This is a genomic window from Streptomyces sp. NPDC046900 (assembly GCF_040644975.1).
In the GTDB taxonomy this organism is placed as follows: domain Bacteria; phylum Actinomycetota; class Actinomycetes; order Streptomycetales; family Streptomycetaceae; genus Streptomyces.
Genome location: NZ_JBEYXD010000086.1, coordinates 1 through 26,596, shown reverse-complemented (window position 1 = coordinate 26,596; position 26,596 = coordinate 1). Strand labels below are relative to the sequence as shown.

Sequence of the window (26,596 nt, the reverse complement as noted above, 5' to 3'; positions counted from 1 at the left end):
CCTAGAGGGCAGCGCCGACAGTAGCGGCGGCGTCCACGATCGGGGACGGTCGTCTCGCCGCTTCACGTGTGTGCTCAATCGGCCTTCGGCATGCGGTGGCGACGGCTGTCGGGCTGCCGCTGAACCTGCCTGGCTACGGCCTCCACTTCGGGGTCATCGTAGGCAGTGCGAATGCCGGAGGGGGTCAGACCGCTGGCCTCGGCCAGAGGCTCGAGCTTGTAGGCGCGGTCGCCGTGGAATTCGCGGCCATAGGCGAGCAGGAGGCGGATCTCGCGGTCTGCGGCCTCCTTGCGGCCGCGGGCGTCCTTGATCGCCAGCAACAGGGGGTCCTCCTTCAGGCCGTCGCACTGGGCCTGGAGGTTGGCGGCGTACTCGACACGGGCCTTCCATGCCTGCTCATGGGCGTCGGCGTAGGCATCCTCGGGCGTGACACTCCCCGGTTCAGGCAAGGGTTCGCGGATGGCTGCGATGTCACCAATCAAGTCCATGTTTGCGATTGTCGCAGAAAACAGCGTTCAGCGTAAGCAGATCTGGGGGAACGAGTCTCAACTCCCTCGCCATCATGAACGTCTCCCACCCAGTCGCCCACGTCGTCCTGAACCGGGACCAGGCCGTCACGCTCGCTCGCCGCTACCCCGCCGTTGTGAGCAAGAGGCGGGAGTTCATGGCCCGCACGCTGACGTGGAGCGAGCGGTCAGAGGACCGCTCTACAATCGCCGTCATGTCCTTACCTCCTCGAAGCGGACGCTCCCCCGCATTTGCGTGCCTGCGGCGTTGACGGCGAGCGTGTACCCCCTCGCGTGAACCACGCCGAAACGCCCCCCGCTGCCCCTGTGAGGCGTAACGCGCCTCAGACCCGATCAAGTTCGCGGCTCCCAGCCACTCTCGGCCTGCCAGCTGGCCTGAGCCGCAGTCACGAGACCGATGTGGCTGAAGGCCTGGGGGAAGTTGCCCAGCAGTTCGCCGCTGAGGCGGCGGTCGCCCTCCCGAGCGGCCGAGGATCACAACACCCAGCCCACCGGAACCGTCACCGAACACGAGACGTGGCGGTCGTCCTCCCACGTGACCGAGGGTCGCAACGCCGTGTACGAGGAGCCCACGATCCTGCCGATACGGCGTGGCGGTCGCCCTCCCGGACTACCGCCGAGTCATGGACCTCACGAGCCGCCCCTGGCCGACCTCGACTCGGCGCGGTAGTGGGCGAACTCGTCCCCGTATGAGACCCGTTGCGCTGGATCCACTGAGTACCAGCCGGTGTGGTGGGCCAGCTCGTAGGTGGAGCGCACCGAGAGCTCCGTTCAGTAAGGTTCCACTGCATGTCCCGGCGTCGGCCGGATCATAGCCGTCAGGATCGGCGAGTGCGGGGACGGATGACTGACGCCGATGCCCCAGTACCCCCACGACTCGTAGAGTTGCTGGACCTTTCCCTCGCCGGCGGCGGGGTTCACCATCAGCGACACGTAGGGCTCGGTGGGGTACGCGGCCAGTAGCGCATCATGAAGCTGCCGCGAGGTGCCTGTCTTCCGCCATGGCACGCTCACGCCGAGTTCCTTCAAAGCGACGACCGGCTGAGCGGTGTACTCGACGGCCGGGGTGGGTGAGATCCGTTTCCACCAGCGGTCGTCACCTTCAATGACGTTTCCGTACGCGTAGCCGACCGGCGTCCCATCTTCGGTATAGGCCAGGACGGCGGCCCACCCTGCTTCGCTGCCGTGCCGGTCCAAGCGGTCGGTGAACGCGGTCACCGCATAGTTCGGTAGGGGAACTTCACCCCTGCCGCCAGCTCAGCGGCGCAACTTGTACAGGATCTCACCCGCGTTCGGCACCACCAGCGTGTGGGGGTCCCGTTCCCACTCGTTTATGTCAATCGACCTTGGGTCGAGATACGACAGCCCGAGCGCGCGCGTCGTTTCAGCATTGATCTGGGTGGCGAGAGTGACCTCGATCCGGCAGTGCTCTCCGGTCGCGTCGTCGTAGCTGCCGCTGCCGCGTAGGTGCGTGGAGTGCGCCAACACTCCCCAGGGCAGGTCTTTGAACCGGTCCCACTGCCGGACGAAGTAGTCCCGGCAGTGGTACCCCACCTCGGTGATCGCCGCGCCATGGGTCCGGCTGATCTCGGTGACCTGCGGTGCGTAAAGCACCACCTGCCCGCTGTCGGCCACAACGGGCTCCACCTTGTACATTCCCTTAGCCGCTGTCCACAGCTCGTCGTAGCGGTCCGAGACTAGGGACAGCACCCGCCGCACCGGCGCGTCCAGGTATCGCACGTCGACCTCGGCGGTGATGTCGGCCGCCGCGGCCCAGGCATCGTGGGTGCCGCCGTAGGTGATGGCGTGCAGATCCGTCGTGCCGGACTCGACGACCAGGCTGAAGCAGCGCAGCTCGCTCGGCACCCGCGCGGCGGCCCGGTTGATCAGTTCCCGGACCGGTGTGATGCCCCGGGCGCCGATGATTTCGGCGCTGGTGATCAGTGCGCCCAGCCAGTGCGACACGTTGATCACCTCCTGGCCGGCGACGCCAGGGAACAGGTACTTGTTGCCGCCGGAGAAACCCACCACCTCGTGCGGGAACACCGGCCCGACGACCAGGGTCACGTCGCACTCCACCACGGCTCGATTGAGGCGCACCTCCACCGGATCGGAGAGTCGGCCGTCGGACAATTCGGCGAGTTCTGCGCCGAGAATGGTGCCGACGGACACGAGCATCTCCGGTTGCCACCATTCGTGGTTGCGGATCGTCACGCCCGGATACCGCTGCTCGCTGTTCCCGGGTGGATAGCCGAACAACGCGGCGAGTTGCGGCTCGGTCATCGCGGGATGCGTGCCCAGTGCCACCATGAAGGTCAGCTCGGTCACCCGGCCGTGCAGGGCGGCGTGCACGCTGTCCAGCAACGGGGGCAGCGGACAGCTGCGGGTTGCGTCCGGCACCAGGACGCAGACACGTTTGCCGGTGTAGTCATCCGCGTCGAGCGTTGCTCGGATGAAGGTGTCGATGTCCTTAGGAGCGAGGATCTCCCGTGCCGAACCGAGGATGCGGGTCACCGCGATCACAGTCCTTTCCGGTGCTGGGACACCATTTCGTCGAGGTCTGCGACGACTGAGTCGTCCTCGGCCAGGTCCGGGGCGACCATCACGAGCAGGTCTCTGGTCCGCCGGGTGGCGCTTAGCCGGTCGGCCAGCGGATCGGCCAGGTCTGCCGGCTCGGTGCGCAGGTAGGAGATCCAGCACGCGAGCATCCGCAGCGCTGCGGTGCCCCGGCGGCCAGCGGCGCGCTCGCGACGCAGGATCGGCACCGCGCGCATCCGCAGTTTCTGTGTTCCGTCAGAGGCGATCTGGGTGAGCATGTACCGGATGCGTGGATTGGTGAACCGGTCGGTCAGCTGCGCTTGGTAGTCGGTCAGCGTCTCCGCGGGCTGCGGTAGGTGGCGGGATGCCTCTGCCCACCAGCTGTACATCCAGCCGCGGCAGGTGTCGTCGGCAACGGCGTCGGCGACCGTGCGGTGCCCGCGCAGCAGTCCTGAGTAGGCGAGAGTTGAGTGCGCGCCGTTGAGCAGCCACAGCTTGCGCTCTTCGTACGGGGTGACGTCGTCGACAAACTGTGCGCCCGCCTCCTGCCAGGGTGGTCGCCCACCCGGGAACGTCCCGGCGAGAACCCATTCTCGGAACGGCTCGGTCACCACCGGGGCCAGATCCGTCTGGCCAGTGAGTCGGGTGGCGGTATCCAGGTCTTCGGCCGTGCTGCGTGGGGTGATCCTGTCTACGGCGGTGCACACGAACGACACTGACTCGCTGATCCAGTCGGCCAGCCCCGGGTCGATGTGCTCGGCGAAGTCCGCCACGACCCGGCGCAAGGCGTCGCCATTACTGGTGAGGTTGTCGCAGGGCACCACGGCGATCGGGCCGGCGTCCGCCCGGCGTCGCGCGCGCAGCCCGGCCAGCACCCGGCCAGGCGCGGTGCGCAGCGGGCGGCCGTCGTCGGTGGTGAGGTTCGCGAGGTCGGCGGCCACTGCGGGATCGTCGCGGTTCAGCCGGCCGTCACCGTTCCGGCAGTATCCGGCTTCTGTGACGGTGAGGGTGAGCACCCGGACCGCGGGATCGGCGAGGCAGGCGGTGAACGCGGCGGTGTCGGCGCCGTCGATCGCGCGGGAGATGGATGAGACCACCTCGGCCTGGTCCGTCTCGGCGCCGCGGACCAGCAGTGTGTACAGGCCGCCCTGGGCGGTCAACGCGGTCGCGGTGGCCGCGCTGCGGCCGGTGAAGGCCGCGATTCCCCACGGGTCCGACCGGCCGACCGCGCCGGTCCACCAGGCCTGGTGCGACCGGTGGAACGCGCCGAGCCCGAGGTGCGCCATACGAATTTGGGGGACGTCCCCGCTTCGGCGCAACGGTGTCACTGCTTACCTCCTCCATCTATGCAAGCCATTGCACAACATCGTGTGAGAGATGGGGCAGATCAGTCCTCCGTCGTACTGGGGGCGGACAACCTGCTCTGGACCGCGGACTACCCGGGTGTGGGTCGTGCCGCCCTCGGGGCGGCCGACCTGGGATCCGCCTGCCTGTAGGACGGTGTACCGGCCGGCCTGCGGCCCGAGTTGGCCGGGCACCACGGCGCTGCGCTCGGTGGGCTTGCGTCCGCTGGCCCAGGTGCACGATGTCCGCGCTCAGGTCCCCCGGGTCCAGCGATGGTCGACAGGCGGTGGGCAGACGCGCCAGCGTGCATCGGGCGGCTGCGAGCCCGCGTGGTCTGCCGGCGCCGCGCAACCGTGACACGGTGGCCGTGCGATGGCCCGCACGGGCGTCGTAGCATCTGCCGCGGCCGAGCCGGGGTTGTGGGCGGCTGGTCGGCGTCATGGCTGGAATCTCCTGACGGTGAAGGCTGCGCAGGCCCCGGCCTGTGCAAGGTCGGGGCCTGCGGTTTGGCAGGTTAGGGCAGCGCACGCAGGTACTGCGTGATCAGGGTGGTGTCGTCGCTGCCGGCGTAGAACACCAGGTCAGCGTGCTGGTATAGGTACAGTGTTGAGCCGGTGGACGGGTTCGCCGCTACGGTTACCGGCCGGCCGGCGATTGTCGTGGCGGACGTGGCGGGGCCGGGCTGGTCCGGGAGTGAGCTGTTGAGGATCGCCGCAGCTAGCGTGACAGCGCTTACCCCCTTGATCTCGAACACGCCGGCGTCCAGGTTCAGGTTCTGGCTGGGATCCCAGGCCTGGGCGTAGCGCAGGTCCGCTGGTGTCTTGCCGATGCCGGTGAGGAAGGCGGTCATCTGCTTGGCCCATGCGGTGCCGCCGAATTCACCGAAGATCGCGGCGCCGGTTGTGCTGACCCGCTCCAGCGCTGTGCCGTCGACGCGGGCGGGCAGTGCTGCTTCGAGGTCGGGGGCGAGGTGGGCGCTGTGTGCGGCTGTCGTTGTTGTGGGCGCTGTGGCCGTCTGGGTGGGCTGGGCGTGCTGCGCCGATGAAGCGCAGCCGCCCAGCAGCAGGGCCGTCGCGATCACTACGGCGGCCAGGGATGCCCGTGCCGGGCGGGTCACAGGCCGCGGCACTGGCCGGACTCCAGACCCGTGACGGTGTTGGGCAGGGCTGTGTTGGTTGGCGGTGGCGTGTCGCATCCGGTGGGCATGGCCAGTGCCTGCACCTGGTCGGCGGCGGTGCGGAATGACACGAGCGTGGTGCCTGGGCCGGCGAGCTTCTGCCGGGCCGCGGCGTCCAGGGGGATCACTACGCGGTTGGCGCCCGGCCGCACGGTCACGGTCACGTCACGCACGAGGTGCCCGCCCATGTCGGTGCCCCACGACGGGGCGGAGCCGTCGTTTGCCGAGCAGGGTGTGAAGCCAGGCTCGTTCGGGTCACTCGCGCAGCTTTCCGTATATACCGGGATGTAGCTTTGGTCGCCGGTCCATAGGAACAGATGCGCCGTGCCGGGGCCGGTGGCGGTGAGGTCGACCGTCTCGGCCTTGGCGCCCAGTTGGGTGCGGGTGATCGCGATCTGGTCGCTGGCTGGGGCGGGGGCCAGCCCGGCGATGGGCACGCCGTTGCGGGCCGACTGGTAGATGGTCTGCGGCGAGTCGACGCCCTGCAACGCGGTGTCCGGGATGATCGGCTTGGTGGGTGTAGTGGACTGCCCGGCCGGCGGGGTGTAGCCGGCGAGGTAGGCGTGGCCCCAGTGGTAGGGGTCGGACTGCACGCTGTTCCAGGCCGACCAGGCCAGCCGGGTGCTCTGGTCGATGTGCAGCTGGTTGTCCTCGTTGTAGGGGAGGATGTTCAGGCCCATGTGTTCGGGGTCGATCGTGTTGCTACTGGCGTTGCCGGTGGGCGGGGTGCTGGTCGGGCCTACTGCCGCGGGCAGGTCCGTCATCGGGATCTTGACCTCGAGGTTGTAGTAGCCGCCGGCGTACGGGTGCGGCTTGCTCGGGTCGTTGTTGCCGTCCCACTGTGCGGTGGAGACGACCTGCATGCCCGGCGCGTTCGGGGCGTCCGGCACGGTCTTTGCGAGCGGGCCGTTGGCGTAGCCCTGGTGGTTGTCGGCGTCGCGCTCCCAGCACGGCCCGTTCGGTGTGGGGTTGCGAAGCGTGTTGGTCGGGTCGTTAGTGAAGGGGAAAATGCCGGTCTTGAACGTGGTGGCCGTGTCGGGCACGCTGCTCGCGATGTTCGGCGTGGTGCTGGTCTGTGAGGAGTTGCCGCGCGGGTCGATGTCGATCTCCACTGAGTCGACGAGCCAGTGCGCGAAGCATTGTTGTGGGGTTGCGGCGTAGCTTTGTACGTCGTCGCGGATGTGGATGAAGAAGTACAGGTCGTCGTTGTTCCAGGTGACTTTGGCGTAGGTACTGTCGGGGTCGCCGGGCTTGGTGCCGGGCGCGGTGCCGCAGTCGATGCCGGCGGGCTGGCAGGCGGCGCCCTGCCACACGTGCGAGAGGTCGAGCGCGGGGCCGGGGTACTCGCCGGGGCTTTCGGTGCCGTCCAGGGTGGGGGCGGCCGGCGCCTTCGGGATCGCTGTCGAGGGTACGAGGTCGAGCGAGACGTCCTGGCTGGTCGGCCGTGCGGAGTTGCCGGACGTTGTGGTGATGGTGAGCGGGTAGCTGGTGCTGCTGGCTAGCGACGGGTCGGTGTTGGTCAGCCGGAATGTGACCGTGGCGTGTGCGCCTGGTGCGAGCGGGCCGTAGGGCTTGCTGGCCGCGTCCGCGGCGAACCCGGCCGGGACGCTCAGCGATACGGTGCCGCTTTGCTGCGTCGCCGACCAGTTGTGCACGTCGACGGGGGCGCTGATCGTCTCGCCGGTGCCGATCGGTTGCACCGAGGGCGCCAGGCCCAGGCGCAGCGCCTGTGGCGCCGTTTGGGTGGCCCATTGGTCGTATTCGGCGAACTTGCCCCAAGGCTGCAGGCTTCCCTGCACGGGCGGGACGATCTGCATGACAGTGTCGGTGTAGCCGCTCTTCGCGCCAGAGCGCAGCAGTGCGGCGATCCGGTACTGGCTGGCCGCCGCTCCCGGGGCGGGCGTCACGGTGAACGTCGCGGTCGTCGCCGTCCGCACGTCGCCGAGCCGCTGAGGCACGCTGGCTGTCCAGCCCGGCGGCACGGCCAGCGCTACCGAGGCCGAGCGCAGGACAGGAGTGGGCGTGATGTGCACGGTTACCGGGAACGAGCTGGCCGCGACATCAAAGCGGTTGGGTGTTGTGAGGTAGAGCAGTGTGCCGAGCGGCAGGCCGCCCGGGTCGGGCTTGCTGGCGCCAAAGAAGATCGCGTCGTCCTGGCCGGCCAGCGGATTCGGCGAGCCGTTCGCGTTCACGTTCGGCTGGAACGGCACGAACGACTCGGTCAGACTGAACCGCGGGCAGTTCGGCGCGGCCACGCCCTGGAACATCGTGCGACTTTGCGTCGGGTAGGCGGCCGTGCCCTCGGCCGCGACCTGCGCCCACGTCTTCGGCGTGCTGGCGGGCTGGCCCTGCAGGTTTCCGGCGGGCCACTTGTATGGCGACTGGTAGCCCGTCCACACTCCGCTGACCGTGTCGAGGTTGTTCGGGGCCGGGACGAACCCGGTGGTGCAGTTGGCGGAGGTGGTGGTGCCGCCGGTGCCGGCCGTGCTGCCGCCGGAGAAGACCTTCTTGACCTGCCAGGTGGGCAGCGCATTGGGACCGGTCAGCTGGTCAGGGAACATGGCCGGGTTAGCGGCGTCCTGTACGCCCTCCCAGATGAGCCGACCGGCCATCTGGTGGTTTCCGTGGCCCCCGCCCGCGTCGAGGGTGGGGGGGAAGCCGATGTAGATGTCGGGCTCGGTCTGCCGGATGATCCGGGTGACCCGTTCCAGCGCGGCGTCGTGCCCCCAGAAGAACTGGGTCAGCGGGGCGCTTTGCGTGTAGTAGAAGTTCACCATGTCCAGGTAGAAGATGTCGGCGGTACCGGAGCGGTAGTGCGCGGCGCGGTCCTCGTTCTCCCGGCGCAACCCGAGCGCCGGTCCGCGCTCCGTGCCGACAGCGTTGCCGCCGCCCTCGCCGCGGGTGATCTGGATGATCCCGCAGCGGGTGCCGTACAGCTGGTGCCACACCCCGCACGGGCCGATGATCTTCGTGTCGTCGTCGGGGTGCGCCCACTCGCCGAGTACATCCAACTTGTGGATCTTCGCGTGCCCGGCTGGCACCAGCTTCGTGGCCGGCCATGCGGTCCCGGACGGACCGAGACCGGCCAGCAGCACGCCAGCCGAGATCGCCGCCAGGGCGCCGACTAGGAACCGATGACGTTTCCGCCCCGACCGCGCGGCCCCGGGCGGCGCGAGACCGGCCAGCAGCACACCAGCCGAGATCGCCGCCAAGGCGGCGGCCAGCAACCTCAGAAGTTTCCGCACAATTATCACCCGATCCTCAGTGGACGCACTCGCCGCGGCGGTGGGTCCACTGAAGGACGCACTCCACCGCCACGGGGGGTGCGTCCACTCACTCACCCGATCCTGAGTGGACGCACTCCTCGTGGCGGTGGGTCCACTGAAGGACGCACCACCATGGCGGTGGGAGCGAATCAAGCAGCTGACAAGCAGGCGTTACTGCTTGCTGGTGCGCACGGTGACGTCGTTGTAGCGGCCGGCCAATACGTCGTCGAACAGCACGGGTGCGCCGAGCGTCGCGGACAGGTACACGGAGCGGACGGTGGCCAGCGCTACAACCGCGTCGGCGACGGTCACCCCAGGCTGTCCGCCGTTGCGGATCGCTCGCAGCACATCGGCGTATTGCCGGGCATGGCCGGCGTGGTCGGCGGTCGGGTCGGTGACGACGATGTCGTGCGGGGCCTCGGCGCGGCCAAGAACTTCGGCGGCCTGGTTGCCGCCGCCGCCCAGGCCCAGCGGTCCGACGTCGTCGCCTGGCCGGGCAGCGTGGTAGTAGGTCAGCTCGTCTCCGTCGATCACGGCGGATCCGGCTGAGCCCATCACCTGGATCCGGGCGGTCAAGGCGGGGTATGCGGCCGTGGTCGCGTGCAAGACCGCCAGCGCGCCAAACTCGAAAGTCATCGTTGCCACGGCCGTGTCCTCGACATCGATCCGCTGGTGGGCCAACAGGCCGGTGTGCGCGCTGATGTGCACCGGTCGACCGAGGAACCACAACAGCAGGTCGACGGTGTGCACTCCTTGGTTCATCAACGCTCCACCGCCGTCGAGCGCCCAGGTGCCCCGCCAGTCGCCTGAGTCGTAATAGCCCTGCGATCGCCACCAGGACAGCGAGGCGATGGCCGAGGTCAGCCGCCCGAAGCGCTGGTTGGCGATCGCTTGGGCGACGATCTGGCTGGCCTCATCGAACCGGTGCTGGCTGATCACCGAGGCGACCACCCCGCTTCTGGCTGCCGATGCGGCCGCAGTCTGGATCTCCGCAGCGCGGGTCAGATCCACATCCAGCGGCTTTTCCAGGATCAGGTGCCGGCCGGCTGCGAGCACCGTCAGCCCTTGCTTGACGTGCTGCCCGCTCGGGGTGGCCACCGCAACGAGGCCGACTGCCGGGTCGAACAGCGCGTCGTCGATGGTCCGGTAGACCGCCGGCCGCCTGCGGCCGCTTGCCTCGATCGAGTTGGCCAACGCCATCGCCGCCGGTTCGACCTCGTCAACCAGCGCCACAACCTCTAGGTCGCACTCTGCGGCCGCCGCCGCATGGATGCGGCCGATCGTTCCGCAGCCGACTATCGCGACCCCCAACTGATGTGCGTTCATGCCAAATCCACCTTTGCATTCTCGGCGACCTGAGCGAAGGCCCGGGCGGCCACACCGAAGGCGGCCGGGCCGGAGAACCCGCCGAGCCCGAACGCTCCGCTCAAGTGCGGTTCGAGCGAGGCGAACCCGCTGTAGCCGGACTCGCGCAGGGCGGCCACGGTCTGCGGCAGCTGCCCGTCCCCCTGTCCGGCCGGCCGCACCGTGGCGTCGACGAGCAGCGCGTCTTTGACCTGCAGATACTCTACGTGCTCGCGCAGCAGCGGATAGGCGCTGTCGAAGGGTTTGACCCCGACTTGGACGAAGTTGGCGGCATCCCAGGCCACGCGCAGCGCCGGTGAGTTGACCGTCTCGATGATGTCCAGCACGCGCTCGGGCGTGTCACCGTAGATATGCTTCTCGTTTTCGTGCAGCAGTACCACTCCGGCGTCTTCCGCGGCGGCGGCCAGGGCGCTCATGCGGGTCAGCACGTCCGTGCGGACCGCGGCCGCGTCACGACCGGGGTGGTAGAACGAGAAGATCCGGATGTATTTCGCCGCCAGCGTGTGCGCCGCCGTGATCGCCTTGTGCAGCCGTGCCACCTCGTGGTCGACGGGTAGGTCAACGTCAACCTTGCCGATCGGTGAGGCGATGGCCGACACGCCCATGCCTTTTTGCGTGAACAGTGTCGCCAGCGAGTCCAGCTGTGCCGGGCTCATGTCCACGACGTTCGTGTCCCACGCACTGCGGACCTCGATATGGTTGGCGCCCAGCGCCTGCAGCACCGCCACCTGGACGGCTGGGTCGGCGTCGATTTCGTCGCCGAATCCGGACAGTTGCCATGTCACCGATATGGTATCGGTCATCGTTTACTTGACCCCTCCTGTGGTGAGGCCACCCACCAGGTGGCGTTGGAAAACCAGATAGAGCACGACTACCGGCGCCGCGCTGATAAGCGATGCCGCCATCATCTGCCCATACAGCGGCAACAAGCCGCGTTCCTGCGCCGCGCCGAAGGTCTGCAACGCGAGTGCCGCGGTTTGGGTGTCGTTGTTTGTGAGCACCGAGGCATAGAGCACGTCGTTCCAGCCCAGCAGGAACGCGAAGATCGCCGAGACGATCATCCCGGGCCAGCTCAGCGGAAGGATGATGCTGACCAGTGTGCGCAGGTGCGATGCGCCGTCGATCTGCGCGGCTTCCTCCAGACCACGGGGCAGCCCGCGCAGGTAGGTCACCATCACCCAGGTCGAAAACGGCAACGCGAACGTCAGGTAGGTGAGGAACAGACCCCACCGGGTGCCGATCACCGTCACTCCGAGGAAGGTGCTCGCCGAGGAAAAGAGCACGAATACCGGCAGCACCATCAGTGTGCTGGGCAGCGACTGGACCGCCAGCAGGCCACGCAGAATGGTCACCCGGCCGAGAAAGGTGAAGCGGACCAGCGCGTAGGCAGTGGCGGTCGCCACCACGGCCGAGACCACTGCCGTGGACCCGGCGACGATCAGGCTGTTGGCGATGCCCCGGCCCAGCCCGACCGTGGTCCATATAGTCGCGTAGTTCTCCCACGTGAACTGCGACGGGAAGAAGTGCCCGCGCGCCACGTCGACATCGGAGTTCACCGAGGCAAAGACGATGTAGGCGACCGGGATGATCACCAGGGCGCACAGCGCAACCAGGATCACCACCAACAGCGGTCTGGGCAGCAGCCGCGTGACCTCGGCCTGCCGCGGTCCGGTTCGGCGCGCGGCCGTTGCCGGCGTCTGGGAGGCTGTCTTGTCGCTCATCGGCGGCCCGCCTCACCGGTGTCGAGTCTGACCGCCCGCAGATACGCGAACAACGGGATTGCCACCAGCACGAGCGACAACACCGCCATCGCGGCGCTGAGCCCGAATTGGAAACTGTGGAAACTGGTGGTGTAGGTCAAAAACGGCAACGTTTCCACGTCCTGGGGTGCTGGGACGCCGAATAGCACGAACGGCAACGTGAAGTTGTTGATGTGATTGAGCACCGAGATGATGCAAGCCAGTGCGAGCGGCCCCTTCAGATACGGAAGGATCACGTACCGCAATTTCGTCCACCACAGCGCGCCGTCCACCGCGGCCGCCTCATGCACTTCGTGGTCCACCGACTGCAAGCCGGACAGGGCCAGCAGATAGACGAACGGCCAAGACGCCCAGATCTCGACGATCACCAACGCCCAATAACTTTGCGGGCCGTTCAGCCACAGACCGCTGTGCACGCCGACCGCAGCCAGGCCTCGCACAATGATCCCGCCTGGCTGGAACATTGTTCGCCACACCGTGGCCACCACAAACGACGGCAGCACATAGGGAATCAGGAAGATCGACCGGAGCATGGCCCGGCCGCGGAACCGATTCTGTGTGGCCACCGCGGCGGCCACCCCCAATGGAAGGGTGACCAGCGTGGAAACGACGGCGAAGCTGATGCTGATCCAGAACGACCACAACAGCGGGGAGGAAGTCAGCGCTTCGGCGTAGTTGCCGACCCCCTGGAACGGGGCGTGCAGCCACTGCCGCAGCGTGTACTGGTTCAGATCCAGCAGCGAGATGAACAGGGCGAGCAGAAACGGGACCACGATAATGAGCAGCATGAGCACGCCGCCGGGCAGCAGCAGCCAGGGCGGCCGCCGACGCGGCGGCCGCGTCGGCGACGCTCCGGCGACCGAGGATCGCGCCATCACGCCGAGTACCTCGCCGCGGGCACTCACCTGTGCGGGGTTGCCCTCGGTCATTACTTGCTGCCATTCAAAGCGGATTGCGCATCCTTTTGTGCCGCACCCAACTGCTGCGCCAGGGTGGAGGCGCGGACCCCGCCGCTGGACAGCTCAGGAATCGACTGCACCACTATGTTGACCAGGCCCAGCTCAATCTGCCCCCATGCCCCGGTGAACGGCGTCGAGTACGAGCCGGCCTCAGCATCCACGATCGGCTTGACCGCGGGCGTGGTCTTCTCGATCTCCTGAGCCGACGATTGATTCACTGGCATCTCGCCGAAGGTGCTGTATTGGATCTTCTGCTGGGCCGGGTCGGTCAGGAACTTGATCAGCTGCAGGTCAAGGTCCTTGTTTTGGGAGTACTGGGCAACGACCAGGTTCTCGCCGGAGAGCATGCTGGCCACCGGCTTCCCGCCAGCCGGCATCGAACTGACCCCAGGCGGCACCGTCGGTAGCAGCGCGAACTTGTACTTGCCCTTGACCGCCGACTGGTCGAACGTCGGAATCGCGGTCGTGCTCGTCATCGGGTAAAACGCCGCCTTACCCGAGGCGAAGGCGGCCAGCGCCTGGTCGTCGTTCCAGCCGATCGAAGCCGGGTCCACCGCATGCTCACGCGTCAGCCAGCCGAAATACGCTTGATACGCGGCCGCCGTCGAGGGCGAGTTGATGTCGGCCTTCTGGCCGGCCACCAGCGGATGACCCGCCTGCTCGTCCATCGCCCAAACGAACTTCCACGGCAAGAACCCGTCCTTGTACCCCGTGGCGATCCCGTAGACCCCGTTGCCGGTCAGCTGCTTCGCCTGCTGCGCCAGCCCATCCCACGTGGTCGCCGGCTGCGCGATGCCCGCCTTGGACAAAAGCTGCGTGTTATAGGCCAGCACATACGGCTGCGAGGTCCACGGCACGCCGATCTGATGGGTGGCGTCCGGGCCGGAAATCCCCAGCGTGGCCGGGATGAACTTGCTCTTCCCGCCGAGCTTCGCCCAGTCTGCAGCGGTCAGCTTCGCGAACGCACCGGTCGCATAGGCAGTCGGGGTGAACGTCGTGCCAATGTCAAAGATGTCCGGCCCCTGATTGGCCACCACCGACGTCTGAATCTTCGTCAGCTCTTCGTCGCCGCTGGAATACGTCTCGAAGTTCACCTTCGTGCCGGTCTGCTTCTCAAACGCCGCCGACACGGCCTTGAACCACTGCCGCTGCTGGGTGGCGTACTGGCCGTTGGTGCTTGTATAGACGGTGATCGTCTTACCCGCACCGCTGCCCCCCGATCCGCCCGAGCTGCCGCACCCAGACAGTGCCAGAGCGCCGATCACAGCGCCGGCAGCGATCTCGATCGTTCTGACCCTCATCGCGTCTCCTCACGGGTTCCGTCACGCACTACGGAACTCCTTGGACAGGCTTAGAACTCTTAGGACAGGCCTTCCGGTTAGCTCGCGATCAGATCATGCAAACGCTTGCAAAGGAAGGAGAAGCCACAGACTGAGCCTTTCCCGGTAATGGATCATGGCGTTGTGTGATCGTTCAGATGGTTCGGTCGTATTCGAGTTGGAGCAGGACGAGGGCTGCGGCGGCGATCTGGGTGATGCGGCTGGGATCCAGACTGACCCGCCGCAGGGCCTTGAAAGTGGTCTTGAGCAGGGAGTTGGCCCGTTCGCACACGCCGTGGACGCCTCGGATGACCTTGTTGTAGGTCTGCTGGGCCTCGGTCAGCTCGCCGTCGGCGGGCTTCTTGTGTGGGTGGCGGAAGCCGTCTGCGGCGTTCTCGTAGCCGAGGTCGACGAGGGTCGGCATGTCCAGCTCGGCGGCGAGGGTGTTCAGGGCGTCGAGCAGGCCGTGGTGGCGGGCGCAGGTGGTGTCGTGCTCGCGGCCCGGGCGGACCGGGGAGACCCAGATCGGCCAGCCGTCCGGGGTGGAGATGACCTGCACGTTCCCGCCGTGATGGCGGTGTTTTCCGGACCACCACAAATCCGCGCCGTTGGGGCCGGGGGCCGCGACGCGGTCGGTGCGGACCACGGTGCCGTCCAGGTTCAGATGGGTCAGCCCCGCTGCCTTCGCCCGCTCCAGCGCGGTGTGCAGATCCGGCGCCCCGGCCGCCAGGACGGCCAGTCCTTCGTGCAGGTAGCGGTAGGCGGTGGAGGACCACAGGCCATTGTCACGGGCGAGTTGCGCCAGGCGGGTGCCGTCGAGGAACCAGCGCAGGATGAGCACCGCCTGACGGAAGCAGCCCAGCGCACGCCGTCCCCGACGGGTGCCGACCGCGACGCGGTGGTCGCGCAACAGGTGGGCCAGGTGCTCGGCGGTGGACCGGCGGACATCGAGCACGGCGGTGTATGTGCCATTGGTCGGCACGTGAGGCCCCTCGGTCGGATCTTTGTGTCGCAAGATCGTTCCTACCAGGGGCCTTACGGCTGCGTGGACTTGGAGACGGCGCAAGCTCAGCCGTCACAGCGCGCGACGACCGGTTACCGGGAAAGGTTCACTCTTTGGCCCGGTGCGGCCGCGCGTCCGCCGTTGGGAGACGACGGGCGGGCGCTTCTGGAAACCCGGTGATCCGAGCCTGGTTGGAGAGTTCCCCGCCGACTGCCGCGGCGAGCGGCTGGGGCTCGATCGGGGGCGAGGCGGCGGCAGTAGCGACCGGGGATGGCAGCCACGCCGGTTGCGCCGCCACCGCCTTCCGCTTCGGCCTGCACCCGGTGCGCGGCGGCGTCGGCAGCGCCGCGTGGAGTCTCGCCGAACTCGCATAGCGCCGCAAAGAGTAGGGCCTCGGGGGCGGTCGCCGAACGGGTCGCCCGTGGCACTGAATTGCAGCTCGCCGCCGTCGTAATCTGCGGGGCGGCAGGGTCCGCACATGGGGCTTTTCCGGCATCGGCGTCAGCGTCGCCGACCCGTGGCCCAGTGGTGCCTGCGTCCGTCCTCGTCGCCCCGCGCCGTCGCCGAGGCCTCAATTCCAAGGGAGGACCGAACTTGGCCAGGGCAGCATCGGCGGGCCGATCGCCCATCATTCTGTTTGCCTTGCCCGCGAGTTGGTCTGCCGTACGAGGTCGGCTCCTCAGCGAGCCACATCCGATGCTCCATAAAGCTGGCTGGGCGCGCTCCACGCTGCGCTGCCAACGGGCTGAACATCGTAGGCATCGGGCAACAGGGGCGGCTCACACCGGCTTCCCATTTCTGGGGTGGTCGTGGGTGTATTCCGTTCCAGGCGAACACCGCACTTGCGACGGCGGTACCGCGGCCAGTGCCCAATCGGCGATTGTGTGCAGCGGCATGCCGGTTGCTCGGGCGACCGCGACCAGGTCGTCGTACTCAGGTTTCATCCGGTGGGGCCCGCACTTGATCCGGACCGGTTGACCGGCGACTCGGACCTCGATCGTTCGCCGCGGCGCGGCATACCGGTCGACCTGGCTGCGCCGGACGCCGAGGGTGCCGGTCTCGGCCAGCAGCAGCCGGCGCAGGTCTTCGGCCCGATCCGGCTGGCTCAGCACTGTCACCACGTGTACCGGTCGGTTCTTCTTGCCGACGCCGGGCACGGTCCACACATCCGCCGCCCCGGCGTTGAGCAACGCTGGGGTCAGGTAGCCGAGGACCTCGCCGGTCACGTCGTCCACCGTGGTCTCCAAACAGACCATCGGCTCGTACCCACCGGCATCGGTCGCGGTGGCGCCCATCGTCGCGGGCAGCACGTTGGGCCAGCCGGACGGGTCGCGGCTGCCGGCCCCGTATCCGGTCCCACACACGGTCATCGCGGGTAGCGGGCCGAACCGGCAGCCGACGGCCGACAGCAGGGCAGCGCCCGTGGGCGTCACGGTCTCGCCTGAGACCTCGACACCTGTCACGGGCATGCCGTGCAGCAGTTCGGCGGTCGCGGGTGCCGGGACCGGCAGCAGGCCGTGCCGGGTGCGGACCACGCCGGACCCCAAGGCCAGCGGGCCGGACCACACATCGGTGACGCCGAGCAGGTGCAGTGCAGCGGCCGTGCCCACGGTGTCGACGACCGTGTCCAGCCCGCCGATCTCGTGCAGGTGCACGTCGGCCACCGGTAGCTGGTGCACCCGCGCCTCCACCTCGGCGATCATGCTCACCGCCGTGCGAGCGACCCGTGCGACGGGCTCGGGTTCGGCCCTGCCGACCAGATCGAGTAGCGCGCCGGCTCGGCGTTCCGGGGCGTCGTCATCGACGGTGACCTCGGCGTGCAGCGCGCGCATCCCGCCCCGGCGCACCTCCCGGATGGCCAGATCCCACCCAGTCAGCCCGGTGCTGGCAATCGCGTCGCGCACGCCGTCCAGCGGGGCACCGAGATCCAACAGCGCGCCCAGAAGCATGTCGCCGGAGATGCCGGAGAACGGGTTCAGCCAAACGATCATGAACGTGCCCGAGACAGCCGGAACGCTGCCATCGCCGCGCTGAAGCCGGCATCGATGTTCACCACCGTCACCCCGGCGGCGCATGAGCTGACCATGGCCAGCAGCGCTGTGATCCCGTCCAGTGCCGCGCCGTACCCGGTCGACGTGGGCACTGCGATGACCGGCGCGGCGACCAGCCCACCGACCACGCTGGCCAGCGCGCCTTCCATCCCGGCGACCACGATCACCGCGTCGCAGGCCACGATCTCCTCAGCGCGGTTGAGCAATCGGTGCACGCCGGCCACGCCGACGTCCACGAACTCACTGACCCGCAGCCCGATGCTGCGTGCCGTTACCGCCGCTTCCGCGGCGACCGGGCCGTCCGAGGTGCCCGCGGTGACGACACCCAGTGAGAACGTGCCGGGTTCAGCCGGGCGCCAGAGCAGAATGCGTGCCGCGTCGTGGTACTCGCCCTCCGGCACGCGCTCGCGCACGACCGCGGCGACGTCGGCTTCGATACGGGTCACCAGCACGGGGCCAGTCGCCGTCTCCAGCAGTACGCGTACGATCCCGGCTATCTGCTCGGCGGTCTTGCCCGGGCCGTAGACCACCTCCGGCAGCCCCTGTCGGCGCTCGCGCTCCACGTCGACGGTGGCGAAGTCCAGTCCGCCGGTCATCAGCCGCGTACCGGTGTCAGGGGCAGGAGAGCGTTCATGCTGCCGCTGCGCAGTCCGGCGAGATCCAGGGTGCAGAAGACGAAACCGGCTCCACGCACCGCCGCCGTGATGGCGTCGCGCTGGTGCATTGCCGCGGTCAGGTCCGTCTCGGGTAGTTCGATGCGCGCCACGGTTCCGTTCGCGTGCGCCCGTACCCGGCTGCGGCGCAGCCCCAGCTTGTGCAGCGCGGCCTCGGCGGTCTCGATGCGGTTGAGGAGTTCGGCGGTGACCGGATCGCCGTAGGCGACCCGGGAGGCCAGACAGGCGGCGGCGGGTTTGTCGGCGGTGGGCAGACCGAGGGTGGTGCTTGCCGCGCGCACATCGGCTTTGGTCAGCCGCGCGTCGACCATCGGGGCCAGCACTGCGCGCTGGGCGGCCGCGATCTGGCCGGGACGATGTTCGGACAGGTCATCCAGGTTGGTGCCGACCGCGATCCGTGCGCCGAGTAGCTCCGCGAGCGGCTCCAGGGTGTCGAACAGTGCCGACTTGCAGTGGTAGCAGCGGTTGGCACCGTTGGCCACGTAGTCCGGGCGGCTTAGCTCGTCGGTGTGCACCTCCAGGTGGCGCAGGCCGCGCTCCCGAGCGAAGGCCCGCGCCGCGATCCGCTCGGCCTCGGGTAGGCTGGCGGACACGGCGGTCACCGCCAAGGCCCCGACGCCGAGCACCTCGTGGGCAACGGTGGCCAACAGGGCGGAGTCCACGCCGCCGGAGAAGGCCACCACCAGTTTGGCCTCCTCGGCCAGCCTGCCGCGCAGGCGATCCAGCGCCTCGGTCATGATCCCTTCCTGCCAGTTCGTGGTTTGCCAGCTGCGTGGTGTCGTGCATCACCAGCTGCGAGTCGAGGTATCAGTCGCGACGCGTGCTCATGCAGTTCGGTGTGCGCGGCCTGGGTCGGACTCGGCGTCGAGCAGGAGGTGCACGCGCGGGTGTGTCCGTAGCGCGGTGCCCGGGTAGTTCGCGTGGACCGGCTGTGACAATGTTTCGGCGACGGCTTGCCGCTTCGACCGTCCGGGCACCGACGCGATGATCTCCACGGAATTCAGCAAGCGGGGGATGGTCACGGTGATCGCCCGGGTCGGCACCTGGTCTAGCGTGGCGAAGTGTCCTTCGTCTACCTGTTGTTGCCTGCTGATGCGATCGAGCGTGACCACTCTGGCTGGTTCCGGGTCGGCGAAGTCTGCGGGCGGGTCGTTGAACGCCAGGTGCCCATTGACTCCAAGGCCTAGCAAGACGACGTCAAACGGCGCGCTACCCATGACGTGCGAGTATCGGGCACGCTCTTGTTCAGGTTGGTCGGACGGGGTGATGCGGTGGAAGACCGCCTGTGGAATGTGGTCGAGGAAGTGTGCCTGCAACCAGTTTCCGAATCCCTGCGGAGCGTTCGCGTCCAGGCCTACGTATTCGTCCATGTGGAAACACTCCACCCGCGACCAGTCGATGCCGGTCTCGGCGCTGAGCGCTTTGAGGGTCGCCTCCTGGCTCGGGGCTGCCGCCAACATGAGCCGAGCGCTCGGTCGTTGACGCAACGCGTCTTTGAGCGTGCTCGCGGCGCGGCCGGCAGCGCACCGACCGAGTTCTTCCCGTGTGGGGAAGGCGAAGACCCGTGGACCTGCTTCTCGCGTGCCCATTACAGTGCGCTATCCCTTCCTGGCTTCGTGCTCCCGGCCTTCGTGCATCCGGCCGGGCCAGCCCGCGACGGCCCCGGCGACCGCGTTTGATCCGGGCACCCAAAGGGTTGCGTGCAAACGCTTGCAAAACAACGCCTCCTCGATGACCCTGCAAGTCCAGGCAAAGCACGCCGAGGCCGACCGTGGAGACAGCAGGTGCTGGATGGTGCCGCTGATCGACTGCTGGCTGTGGCGGCTGGCGCACGCAATGCGCTGTGGCTGCGCGGGCGATGTCTTCCGCTGGCCGAGGCGCTATCGTCCACCGCATGAGGAGCCCGTGATGGATGTGCAACAGCCCGATACACCGCCACGGCCACCGACGATCACGCTGCTCGCGAAGCAGCTCAATGTGTCGCCGGCGACGGTGTCTCGCGCGTTTTCACGGCCCGAGCTACTCCGTCCAGATACAGTCCAGCGCGTTCTCGATGCGGCGGCGGCCGCGGGTTACGTGCCCAACCGGCATGCTCGGGCGTTGTCTACCGGGCATACGGCCGCGATCGGTTTGGTCGTGGCCGATATCGCGAACCCGTTCTTCGCTCCGTTAATCCGAGGGGTCGAGACCATCGCCCAGGACCGGGGGTTCACCGTTCTGCTCGGCAACACCGATGAGAACCCTGACCGGGAGGAACGCGTGATCAATACGCTTGTCCACCAGGTCGAGGGTCTGCTGGTGTGCTCACCGCGCCAGCCGTCGGCGAGCCTGCGCCGACTCGCGCAGCAGCATCGCGTGGTGTTGGTCAACCGCGACATTCATCACACCGACCGGGTGCTGCTCGACACCGGGCCGGCCGTCCGGCAAGCCGTCGAGGTGCTGCGGGACTACGGGCACCGACGGCTTGCCTATCTCGCCGGCCCGCCCTCGTCTTGGTCCAATTCCCAACGCCGGCGCGCCGCGTTGGCGAAGGCGAGCGAACTTCAGCTGCATCTCGAGGTGGTCGAAGTCCAGGCGGGCACGTACGCGGCTGCCCGATCGGTGGCGGATCAGCTCCTCGATGCCGAAATCACCGCCGTCCTCGCGTTCGACGATGTCATGGCGCACGGTGTAATGGGGGGGCTTGCGGCGCGCGGTGTGCGGGTACCGGACGACGTATCCGTCATCGGCTGCGACGACGTTCTGGCGACGACGACCTATCCCCCACTCTCCACGATTGCCGTGGACATGGACGCGGCCGCGCAGGCCGCATCCCGACTATTGCTCGACCGCGGGGATGCTCCGCCGGAACCGATCCGGACCGTACTGCCTGCCACGCTGGTGCTGCGTGGCACCGTCGCGGCAGCGCCCTAAACCCCGCCAGGAGGCCAACGAGCCATAGGACTTGCTCGAGCCAAGTTGCGGGCAACCCCTGCATGTCGCTCTGAGGGACCCCGGCGCGGCGACACGCGCCGGGGCTACCCTACGGGGCGGTCGAGACAGTGCGGGGGTCCCCACCCTGGTGCCGGGCCGCCATCCCCTCCCCCATGCGGCCCGGCACCGGGGCCCGACCACCAGCCGCCCGCCCGCCGCCCAAAGGGGCCCCATCAGCACCGCCACGGCTCGGTCACAGGAAGCAGGAAACAACCGCCCTGGCTATGCAGCAGAGGTCGCCCGGCGGACGGCTTCATCGACGAGTTGGGAGAACACCTGCCGCTAGGACAGCGAGAGCACCCGGTTGCTTGCGCCAATCCCGCGCCGAACAGCACCGGCCGTCCGCCAACCGGTTTCACCGGTCACAGGGCTATCGGCCGGTGTCTGAGGGCCTCGTCGACGATCTGATCGGCCGATGCGTCCGGCAGCTTGGCTGGAGGATGGAAGATCAAGTCGCTGACCCGGGGATGCGACACGTTGGCCTCCAGAAACCGCAGGAAGTAGCGGCTCTCCGGGTCGCCGGCGAGGAGTCTGCGAACGATCTCCGGCGGCAGGGTCACCTTCTACCGCGCGAAGTTCTCCGGCGGCACGGTCAACTTCACAGAGGCGACGTTCTCCAGCGGCACGGTCAACTTCACGGAGGCGAGGTTCTCCGGCAGCGCGGTCGACTTCGGCCGCGCGACGTTCTCGGGCGGCGACGTCAACTTCTCTGACGCGACCGGCGAAGCGCCAGCCGGACTGGGATTCCCTGCAAGGTCATTTGTGCCGCCGGAGGGGGCCCGTGCCACGGGGGTGTCCGCGACCGGGTCCGGGAAGACGATCATGGCCGCCGCCTGCGCGCTGGACTGCTTCTTCGAGGGTCGGATTCTGGTGATGGTGCCCACCTTGGACTTGGTCGTGCAGAGCGCGCAGTCCTGGCGCCGGGTGGGGCACCGCGCGCCCATGGTCGCGGTGTGCTCGGCGGAGAACGACCCGGTGCTGAACGAGCTCGGGGTGCGCACCACCACCAATGCGATCCAGCTCGCTCTGTGGGTCGGGCGTGGTCCGGTGGTCGTGTTCGCTACGTACGCCTCTCTGGTGGACCGCGAGGACCCGGAGGATGTCACAGGTCGAGGGCGTGTTCGTGGGCCGTTGGAGGCGGCTCTGGCGGGCGGGGAGCGCCTGTACGGGCAGCGGATGGCGGGGTTCGACCTCGCGGTCTTGGACGAGGCGCACATGACGGCCGGGGATATCGGCCGGCCCTGGGCAGCGATCCACGATCAGAGCCGTATCCCGATCGACTTCCGGCTCTACCTCACAGCCACCCCGCGGATCCTGGCCTCGCCCAGGCCGCAGCGCGGTCGGGACGGCCAGGAATTGGTGATCGCCTCCATGGAGGCCGACTCCAGCACCTACGGTCCCAGGATCTTCGACCTCGGACTGGCGGAAGCGGTGGAGCGGACGATCCTGGCCGGGTTCGAGATCGACGTACTGGAGATCCGCGACCCCGACCCCATTCTGGGACTGTCCGAGGACGCCCTGCGTGGTCGGCGCCTGGCGCTGCTCCAGGCCGCGCTGCTGGAGCACGCCGCGCAGCAGAACCTTCACACGGTCATGACGTTCCACCAGCGGGTGGAGGAGGCTCAGGCGTTCGCGGAGAAGATGCCGGCGACGGCCGCCGAGCTGTACACCGCCGAGGCATCCGCGGGCGCCCTCGCCCACGCGGAGGAGCTGCCCGCCTCCTCCATCGACGCCGAGCTGTACGAGCTTGACGGGAGCCGCGCGGAGCGAGCCTCGCTGTTGCCAGGGCCCATCAGCCGACGGAAGTCCGTACGCAGCGCGCCGGGGCCCTTTGGCGCAGAACTGGCAGTGATCACGACTCAAGGGGCCCTGTCCGATCGGACAGGGCCCCTTGTAATGACGTCCGGAACAGTTTTGCGTTACTGGCGGACCTTCCTCAGGACAACCTCGACAAGGCGCAGCGCTGCCTGAACCCACTGGTCGTCGCGGAGCGGGCAGTTGACGACGTACTGGTGGCCGGGACGGACCTGCCGGAAGCTGATGCGTGGCTCGTCGAGGTCCTCCACGTCCTCACGGGTCAGGCGCAGGGTAAGTCCGCCGTTGGTGGCCTTGACGTAGGCGACGGCGCCGAAGCGGCGCACGCCTGCGTCACGGACCATGCTGTAGTCGGTGCGGCCGTCGCGGGTTCGCTCGGACTCCCCCGGGCCGATCTCGACGTTGCCGAGCGCCACAGCACCCTGGAGGAAGTCGACCACACGCTTGGCGACTTCCGCGCTGCGGGCGCGGCCACGGACCAGGTCCTTGATCTGAGCCCAGTCCAGGTCCCCGCCAACACCCTGCAGTACACCCCGGACATCACCATGGGCGCCGTCCCTGAAGCTCAGCTCGAGCAAAAGACATCACTCCAGAGAAACAACAGGCTTAACTCATACGTACTATCTCTATGGAAGGGCTATTTGCAGCAGTGACCGCTGCTGCCTTCAGACACCAGCCCGAGCCCACACTCATGGCGCTCTGCGCCTGCACCAAAGATCTGGCACACCCAGCCAGGAACACCGAGAAAGGCAACACCATGTCGGAGAGCACAACGGCCACCACCGGGCTGACATCGCAGTACGCCGCCCAGGTGATCAGCGACCTCGAACGCAACGCCAAGGAGCAGGAACGCATCAGCGCGGACATCGCTGCACTGCAGGAGCAGCTGGCGGGCCTGCAGCACGATCACTCCGTGTTGGTCAACGTGCAGCAGGTGCTCGGCGTTTCGCCAACGCCGGTGCAGCCTGTGGCCGCCCCGGACAGCTCCACCGTGCCGGCTCCTCGCAACAAGAAGTCCACTGGTGAGCCCGGCGCCGGTAAGCGGACGCGGGCGAAGAAGGCTACCGACGCTCACGCGGCAGCCAATAAGTCGGCCGCCAAGAAGCCCGCGAGCAAGACCGGAGCCTCAAAGGCTGTCCTGCCCACGCTGGTCGAACTCATCCGCAGCCACCTCAACGAACAGAGCGACCCGCGCTCCGCGGCGGAAGTTGCCACCGCTCTCGACACGGCCCATCCCGAGCGCGGCATCAAGACCACCGTCGTGCGCACCACCCTCGAAAACCTGGTGGCCAAGAATCAGGCTCAGCGCACCAAGCAGGGCTCCTCCGTCTACTACACCGCCCCCACCGCAGCCGAGCAGACGGCCGCAACGTCCCAGGCGCAATCCGAGCAGGCCGAGTAGAACCGGCAGGCGACACGCTGCCGCTGCGGCGGCAGCCAGCCCTCCCGGCCGCTAAGCGGTTCGGCCGATGAGTGTCACCGGCAGAGCCGGAGGAGCTGGCGGACGGGACCGGTCGAAGCAGTCTGGTTGTCACGACAGAGTCACACGACCTGTCACAAACACTCGTTCGGCAGCCTTTCTCTCTCCGGCTCCGAAGATCACGGGTGCCCAACCGCATACAGCGCACGGTGCAGCGGGTCAGGCTCCAGTCCTGCCAAAACGGTCCCACAGCTCCAACGCCCTGGCCGGCTGATCGGTGTAGGCGAGCATGAATGCGGCAGCTGCAGCCCCTCCGATCGCGTAGGGCTGCCCGGCATCCGGTATAGGAAGGAAGGAGGCGCCCACGGCGGCACCAGTGGAGGCCAGCAGGGCCGCTACCAGCCGTAGCCATTCCCAGTCCCTTACCGGTTCCAGGCCGGTCAGCGCCTCCTCGTCCAGAAGTGCGCCGACCCGCCCGTGCACGTATCGATCGCACACGGCGATCAGCGTCGCTGCCAGTTCCCGCAGTGCCGAGTCGCGGTCCGTGTCCAGGCGGCTCTCGACGACGCGCAGTTTGGCGATGACCAGGCCTGTGTGGCGCCGCAGCACTTTCCTGCGGTGAGTGAGCCACCGAACGCTGCCCGCGTCGCGGTAGGACCTCGCGATCAGTCTGGAGGTCACGGCCAGACGACGGGCCACCTCACGCAGCCGCTGCGGCTGGTCGTCCGCCGACGCTGTCAAGGCCGCCGTACAGGCGCGGACAGTCAGGGCAGCGTTGTAGACCAAACGGTATCGAGTGACCCACCGGCCCGATCGCCAGGGACTTGATGCCGATCCTCGCCACACGACGACGAAAGCCGCCACGGGCGCAGCAAATATCACCACCAACGCGGCAATCACTGCGGCCATCAGCACGAGGACTGCCAGCAGTATCGGCCCTTGCAGAATCGCCGGGGGCAGACCGGACTCCGTCGAGGCGCCCGCTGTCTGGCTGGGCGCAGGGGACGCTACCGCGGACACCACGCCACGATCCAGGCCCATCGCAATCTCGGAGAAGGCCAACGCCGCGATCAAGCGGCCGACCATGGCGGGACGGCGGCTGATGAGAAACCGGCGCAGCCCCAGACACACACGCGCCGGAGGCCGGCTGCCGGGCCCGAGGAGCACCTGAATGTCCCGCCTGAGCAGCTTGACCTGACAGTCTGATGCACGCAAAACTCGTGCCCCTGTTTGTCTGCGAATCCAGCGCGATACTGTCTGCCAGATCGTTTCCATCCCCACAAGCCACAGCATGACAGGGCAGCAAAGCTCGAGCCATAGGCCCGGATCTCAGGCGACCCGACCACCTACTATCCCGCCGCGATGGCAGAAGACGACGGCCGACGGAGCGCATCAGGGTCCGGCGGCGCAGTTCATGCCCTTCCTCGTCAGCGCCCCAAACCACGGCAGTCGCGGACTGCAGCCGGCTACCTCGCCGACGCCAGCAAGAGCCGGGCGCCGAATCGGGAGTGCCTGTGCCCACGGCCCGTAGAGCGCTAGCGTCGGGTCATGATCGTATGGCTCAACGGCACCCATGGCGCAGGCAAGACGACGACCAGTACGCTCGTGCAGCAACTGATCCCGGATTCACGGGTGTTCGACGCCGAGAAGGTCGGCGAGACACTCATGGACATCAAGCCGGGGCTGCCCTGGACGGGCAACTTCCAGCACTGGCCGCCGTGGCGGCCGCTCGTGGTCGAGACCGCCCGCCGCGTACTCGACTACACCGGCGGCACTCTGGTGATGCCCATGACCGTCCTGGTCGAGCAGTACTGGCGAGAGATCAGCACAGGCCTCGCCGAACATGCCATTCCGGTGAGGCACTTCGTCCTCCACGCCGACCAGGACACCCTGCGCGGGCGCATTGAGGGGGACACTCTTCTTGGTCCTTCCCAATTCCGTCTGCAATACCTTGAGCCCTACGCCGAGGCGGCCCGCACGTGGCTGCACGCCGAGGCCGAGGTCGTCGACACCACGCACCTCACGCCCGCCGGGGCCGCCCTGCAGATTGCAGAGGCCGTCAAGAGTTGAGGTCCTGAGCCGGGACACGATAGTTGGAACCGATATGGGTGCGGCTCTTCTGAAGTGAAGGTCGTGGATCAGGCGGTCAGTCTGAATATGGCCTGGTCAGGGTTGGGGTAGAGCCGTTCGTGTTCGCGGGCGGTGTGGAAGGCCCAGTAGTCGTCGAGGTCGCCGTTGCTGGTCACGGCGCGGAGTTTGAGGACGGCTTCGGCACCGTGCAAGCCCCAGCGGGCGCCGGTGATGTCGAGGCGGTCGGCGATCATTATCTGAACCAGCGCGATGCCCGCTCAGGCGTCCGGCGAGAGGTGTGGTCCGGTCGTTGGGGAGATGGTGTGTGGTGCGAT

The 26,596-nt window shown here is 67.9% G+C and carries 25 protein-coding genes and 2 pseudogenes; 5 read left to right on the top strand and 22 right to left on the bottom strand.

Annotated elements, in window-relative coordinates; all coding sequences use genetic code 11:
• Positions 1-74: 74 nt before the first annotated feature.
• The 13 genes from ABZ904_RS41870 to ABZ904_RS41810 all read right to left on the bottom strand — a co-directional run bounded on the left by ABZ904_RS41870 (position 75) and on the right by ABZ904_RS41810 (position 15,237).
• Entirely contained in the window at positions 75-488 is a 414-nt protein-coding gene (locus ABZ904_RS41870; RefSeq protein ID WP_361829370.1) for a hypothetical protein, read from the bottom strand.
• Positions 489-1,157: 669 nt separating this feature from the next.
• A complete protein-coding gene (locus ABZ904_RS41865) occupies positions 1,158-1,286 on the bottom strand; it encodes a hypothetical protein (RefSeq protein WP_361829369.1) in 129 nt (42 codons plus the stop codon).
• Positions 1,287-1,298: 12 nt separating this feature from the next.
• The gene (locus tag ABZ904_RS41860) at positions 1,299-1,745 is read right to left on the bottom strand and encodes a GNAT family N-acetyltransferase (RefSeq protein WP_361829367.1); all 447 of its coding nucleotides are present in this window, start codon (positions 1,743-1,745) and stop codon (positions 1,299-1,301) included.
• A 39-nt stretch (positions 1,746-1,784) separates the two neighbouring features.
• Positions 1,785-3,041 carry a lactate racemase domain-containing protein gene (locus tag ABZ904_RS41855; RefSeq protein ID WP_361829365.1) on the bottom strand — a complete coding sequence of 419 codons (1,257 nt, stop codon included), beginning with the start codon at positions 3,039-3,041 and terminating at the stop codon, positions 1,785-1,787.
• A gap of 5 nt (positions 3,042-3,046) precedes the next feature.
• Complete coding sequence (locus ABZ904_RS41850; protein WP_361829363.1) at positions 3,047-4,351, bottom strand: mannitol dehydrogenase family protein; 1,305 nt, start codon at positions 4,349-4,351, stop codon at positions 3,047-3,049.
• Between the two features lie 572 nt (positions 4,352-4,923).
• Positions 4,924-5,490, bottom strand: a complete 567-nt coding sequence (locus tag ABZ904_RS41845) for a hypothetical protein (RefSeq protein WP_361829361.1) — start codon at positions 5,488-5,490, stop codon at positions 4,924-4,926.
• Positions 5,491-5,522: 32 nt separating this feature from the next.
• Positions 5,523-8,927, bottom strand: coding sequence for a PIG-L family deacetylase (locus ABZ904_RS41840; protein WP_361829359.1), 3,405 nt, complete (start codon positions 8,925-8,927; stop codon positions 5,523-5,525).
• 96 nt (positions 8,928-9,023) lie between these two features.
• On the bottom strand, positions 9,024-10,178 hold the full coding sequence (locus ABZ904_RS41835) for a Gfo/Idh/MocA family oxidoreductase (RefSeq protein ID WP_361829357.1): 1,155 nt from the start codon (positions 10,176-10,178) through the stop codon (positions 9,024-9,026).
• Positions 10,175-11,020, bottom strand: coding sequence for a sugar phosphate isomerase/epimerase family protein (locus ABZ904_RS41830; RefSeq protein WP_361829355.1), 846 nt, complete (start codon positions 11,018-11,020; stop codon positions 10,175-10,177). The genes ABZ904_RS41835 and ABZ904_RS41830 overlap by 4 nt, the downstream gene beginning before the upstream one ends.
• A gap of 3 nt (positions 11,021-11,023) precedes the next feature.
• Positions 11,024-11,938 (bottom strand): carbohydrate ABC transporter permease, encoded by a 915-nt coding sequence (locus ABZ904_RS41825; protein WP_361829353.1) that lies wholly within the window; start codon positions 11,936-11,938, stop codon positions 11,024-11,026.
• Positions 11,935-12,906 (bottom strand): sugar ABC transporter permease, encoded by a 972-nt coding sequence (locus tag ABZ904_RS41820; protein WP_361829351.1) that lies wholly within the window; start codon positions 12,904-12,906, stop codon positions 11,935-11,937. Before ABZ904_RS41820 ends, ABZ904_RS41825 begins: the two co-directional genes overlap by 4 nt.
• On the bottom strand, positions 12,906-14,237 hold the full coding sequence (locus ABZ904_RS41815; protein WP_361829349.1) for an extracellular solute-binding protein: 1,332 nt from the start codon (positions 14,235-14,237) through the stop codon (positions 12,906-12,908). The genes ABZ904_RS41820 and ABZ904_RS41815 overlap by 1 nt, the downstream gene beginning before the upstream one ends.
• A 172-nt stretch (positions 14,238-14,409) precedes the next feature.
• Complete coding sequence (locus tag ABZ904_RS41810) at positions 14,410-15,237, bottom strand: transposase family protein (protein ID WP_361829348.1); 828 nt, start codon at positions 15,235-15,237, stop codon at positions 14,410-14,412.
• Between the two features lie 197 nt (positions 15,238-15,434).
• On the opposite strand from ABZ904_RS41810, the gene ABZ904_RS41805 reads away from it, so the two are divergent.
• Positions 15,435-15,632: a hypothetical protein gene (locus ABZ904_RS41805; protein ID WP_361829346.1), complete on the top strand. Its 198-nt coding sequence runs from the start codon at positions 15,435-15,437 to the stop codon at positions 15,630-15,632.
• 405 nt (positions 15,633-16,037) lie between these two features.
• Here ABZ904_RS41805 and larC read toward each other — a convergent pair whose 3' ends face one another.
• From larC to ABZ904_RS41785, 4 genes are all read right to left on the bottom strand, one after another.
• Positions 16,038-17,249, bottom strand: a complete 1,212-nt coding sequence (larC, locus tag ABZ904_RS41800) for a nickel pincer cofactor biosynthesis protein LarC (RefSeq protein ID WP_361829344.1) — start codon at positions 17,247-17,249, stop codon at positions 16,038-16,040.
• Positions 17,246-17,905, bottom strand: coding sequence for a nickel pincer cofactor biosynthesis protein LarB (larB, locus tag ABZ904_RS41795; protein WP_361829342.1), 660 nt, complete (start codon positions 17,903-17,905; stop codon positions 17,246-17,248). The genes larC and larB overlap by 4 nt, the downstream gene beginning before the upstream one ends.
• Positions 17,905-18,720, bottom strand: a complete 816-nt coding sequence (gene larE, locus ABZ904_RS41790; RefSeq protein ID WP_361829340.1) for an ATP-dependent sacrificial sulfur transferase LarE — start codon at positions 18,718-18,720, stop codon at positions 17,905-17,907. The genes larB and larE overlap by 1 nt, the downstream gene beginning before the upstream one ends.
• Before the next feature lie 87 nt (positions 18,721-18,807).
• Positions 18,808-19,572, bottom strand: coding sequence for a 6-phosphogluconolactonase (locus tag ABZ904_RS41785; protein ID WP_361829338.1), 765 nt, complete (start codon positions 19,570-19,572; stop codon positions 18,808-18,810).
• 142 nt (positions 19,573-19,714) lie between these two features.
• On the opposite strand from ABZ904_RS41785, the gene ABZ904_RS41780 reads away from it, so the two are divergent.
• A complete protein-coding gene (locus ABZ904_RS41780) occupies positions 19,715-20,896 on the top strand; it encodes a LacI family DNA-binding transcriptional regulator (RefSeq protein ID WP_361829336.1) in 1,182 nt (393 codons plus the stop codon).
• Between the two features lie 422 nt (positions 20,897-21,318).
• Here the strand turns inward: ABZ904_RS41780 and ABZ904_RS41775 are convergent, their stop codons facing one another.
• Complete coding sequence (locus tag ABZ904_RS41775; protein WP_361829334.1) at positions 21,319-21,516, bottom strand: hypothetical protein; 198 nt, start codon at positions 21,514-21,516, stop codon at positions 21,319-21,321.
• 3 nt (positions 21,517-21,519) lie between these two features.
• The gene (locus ABZ904_RS41770) at positions 21,520-21,840 is read right to left on the bottom strand and encodes a hypothetical protein (protein WP_361829382.1); all 321 of its coding nucleotides are present in this window, start codon (positions 21,838-21,840) and stop codon (positions 21,520-21,522) included.
• On the opposite strand from ABZ904_RS41770, the pseudogene ABZ904_RS41765 reads away from it, so the two are divergent.
• Positions 21,779-22,708, top strand: a pseudogene (locus tag ABZ904_RS41765) (helicase); the annotation flags it as partial. The gene ABZ904_RS41770 and the pseudogene ABZ904_RS41765 sit on opposite strands and share 62 nt — an antisense overlap.
• 167 nt (positions 22,709-22,875) lie before the next feature.
• Here ABZ904_RS41765 and ABZ904_RS41760 read toward each other — a convergent pair.
• Positions 22,876-23,349 carry a hypothetical protein gene (locus tag ABZ904_RS41760; protein ID WP_361829332.1) on the bottom strand — a complete coding sequence of 158 codons (474 nt, stop codon included), beginning with the start codon at positions 23,347-23,349 and terminating at the stop codon, positions 22,876-22,878.
• Positions 23,350-23,528: 179 nt separating this feature from the next.
• Here ABZ904_RS41760 and ABZ904_RS41755 point away from each other — a divergent pair, with 179 nt between their 5' ends.
• Positions 23,529-24,173 (top strand): BlaI/MecI/CopY family transcriptional regulator, encoded by a 645-nt coding sequence (locus ABZ904_RS41755; protein WP_361829379.1) that lies wholly within the window; start codon positions 23,529-23,531, stop codon positions 24,171-24,173.
• Between the two features lie 237 nt (positions 24,174-24,410).
• Here ABZ904_RS41755 and ABZ904_RS41750 read toward each other — a convergent pair whose 3' ends face one another.
• Positions 24,411-25,484 (bottom strand): hypothetical protein, encoded by a 1,074-nt coding sequence (locus ABZ904_RS41750; RefSeq protein ID WP_361829330.1) that lies wholly within the window; start codon positions 25,482-25,484, stop codon positions 24,411-24,413.
• Between the two features lie 255 nt (positions 25,485-25,739).
• Between ABZ904_RS41750 and ABZ904_RS41745 the strand changes: the two genes are divergently transcribed.
• Positions 25,740-26,261 (top strand): ATP-binding protein, encoded by a 522-nt coding sequence (locus ABZ904_RS41745; protein WP_361829328.1) that lies wholly within the window; start codon positions 25,740-25,742, stop codon positions 26,259-26,261.
• 68 nt (positions 26,262-26,329) lie between these two features.
• On the opposite strand, the pseudogene ABZ904_RS41740 reads toward ABZ904_RS41745, so the two are convergent.
• Positions 26,330-26,515: pseudogene (locus ABZ904_RS41740) on the bottom strand (ISKra4 family transposase); the annotation flags it as partial.
• Positions 26,516-26,596: the final 81 nt, after the last annotated feature.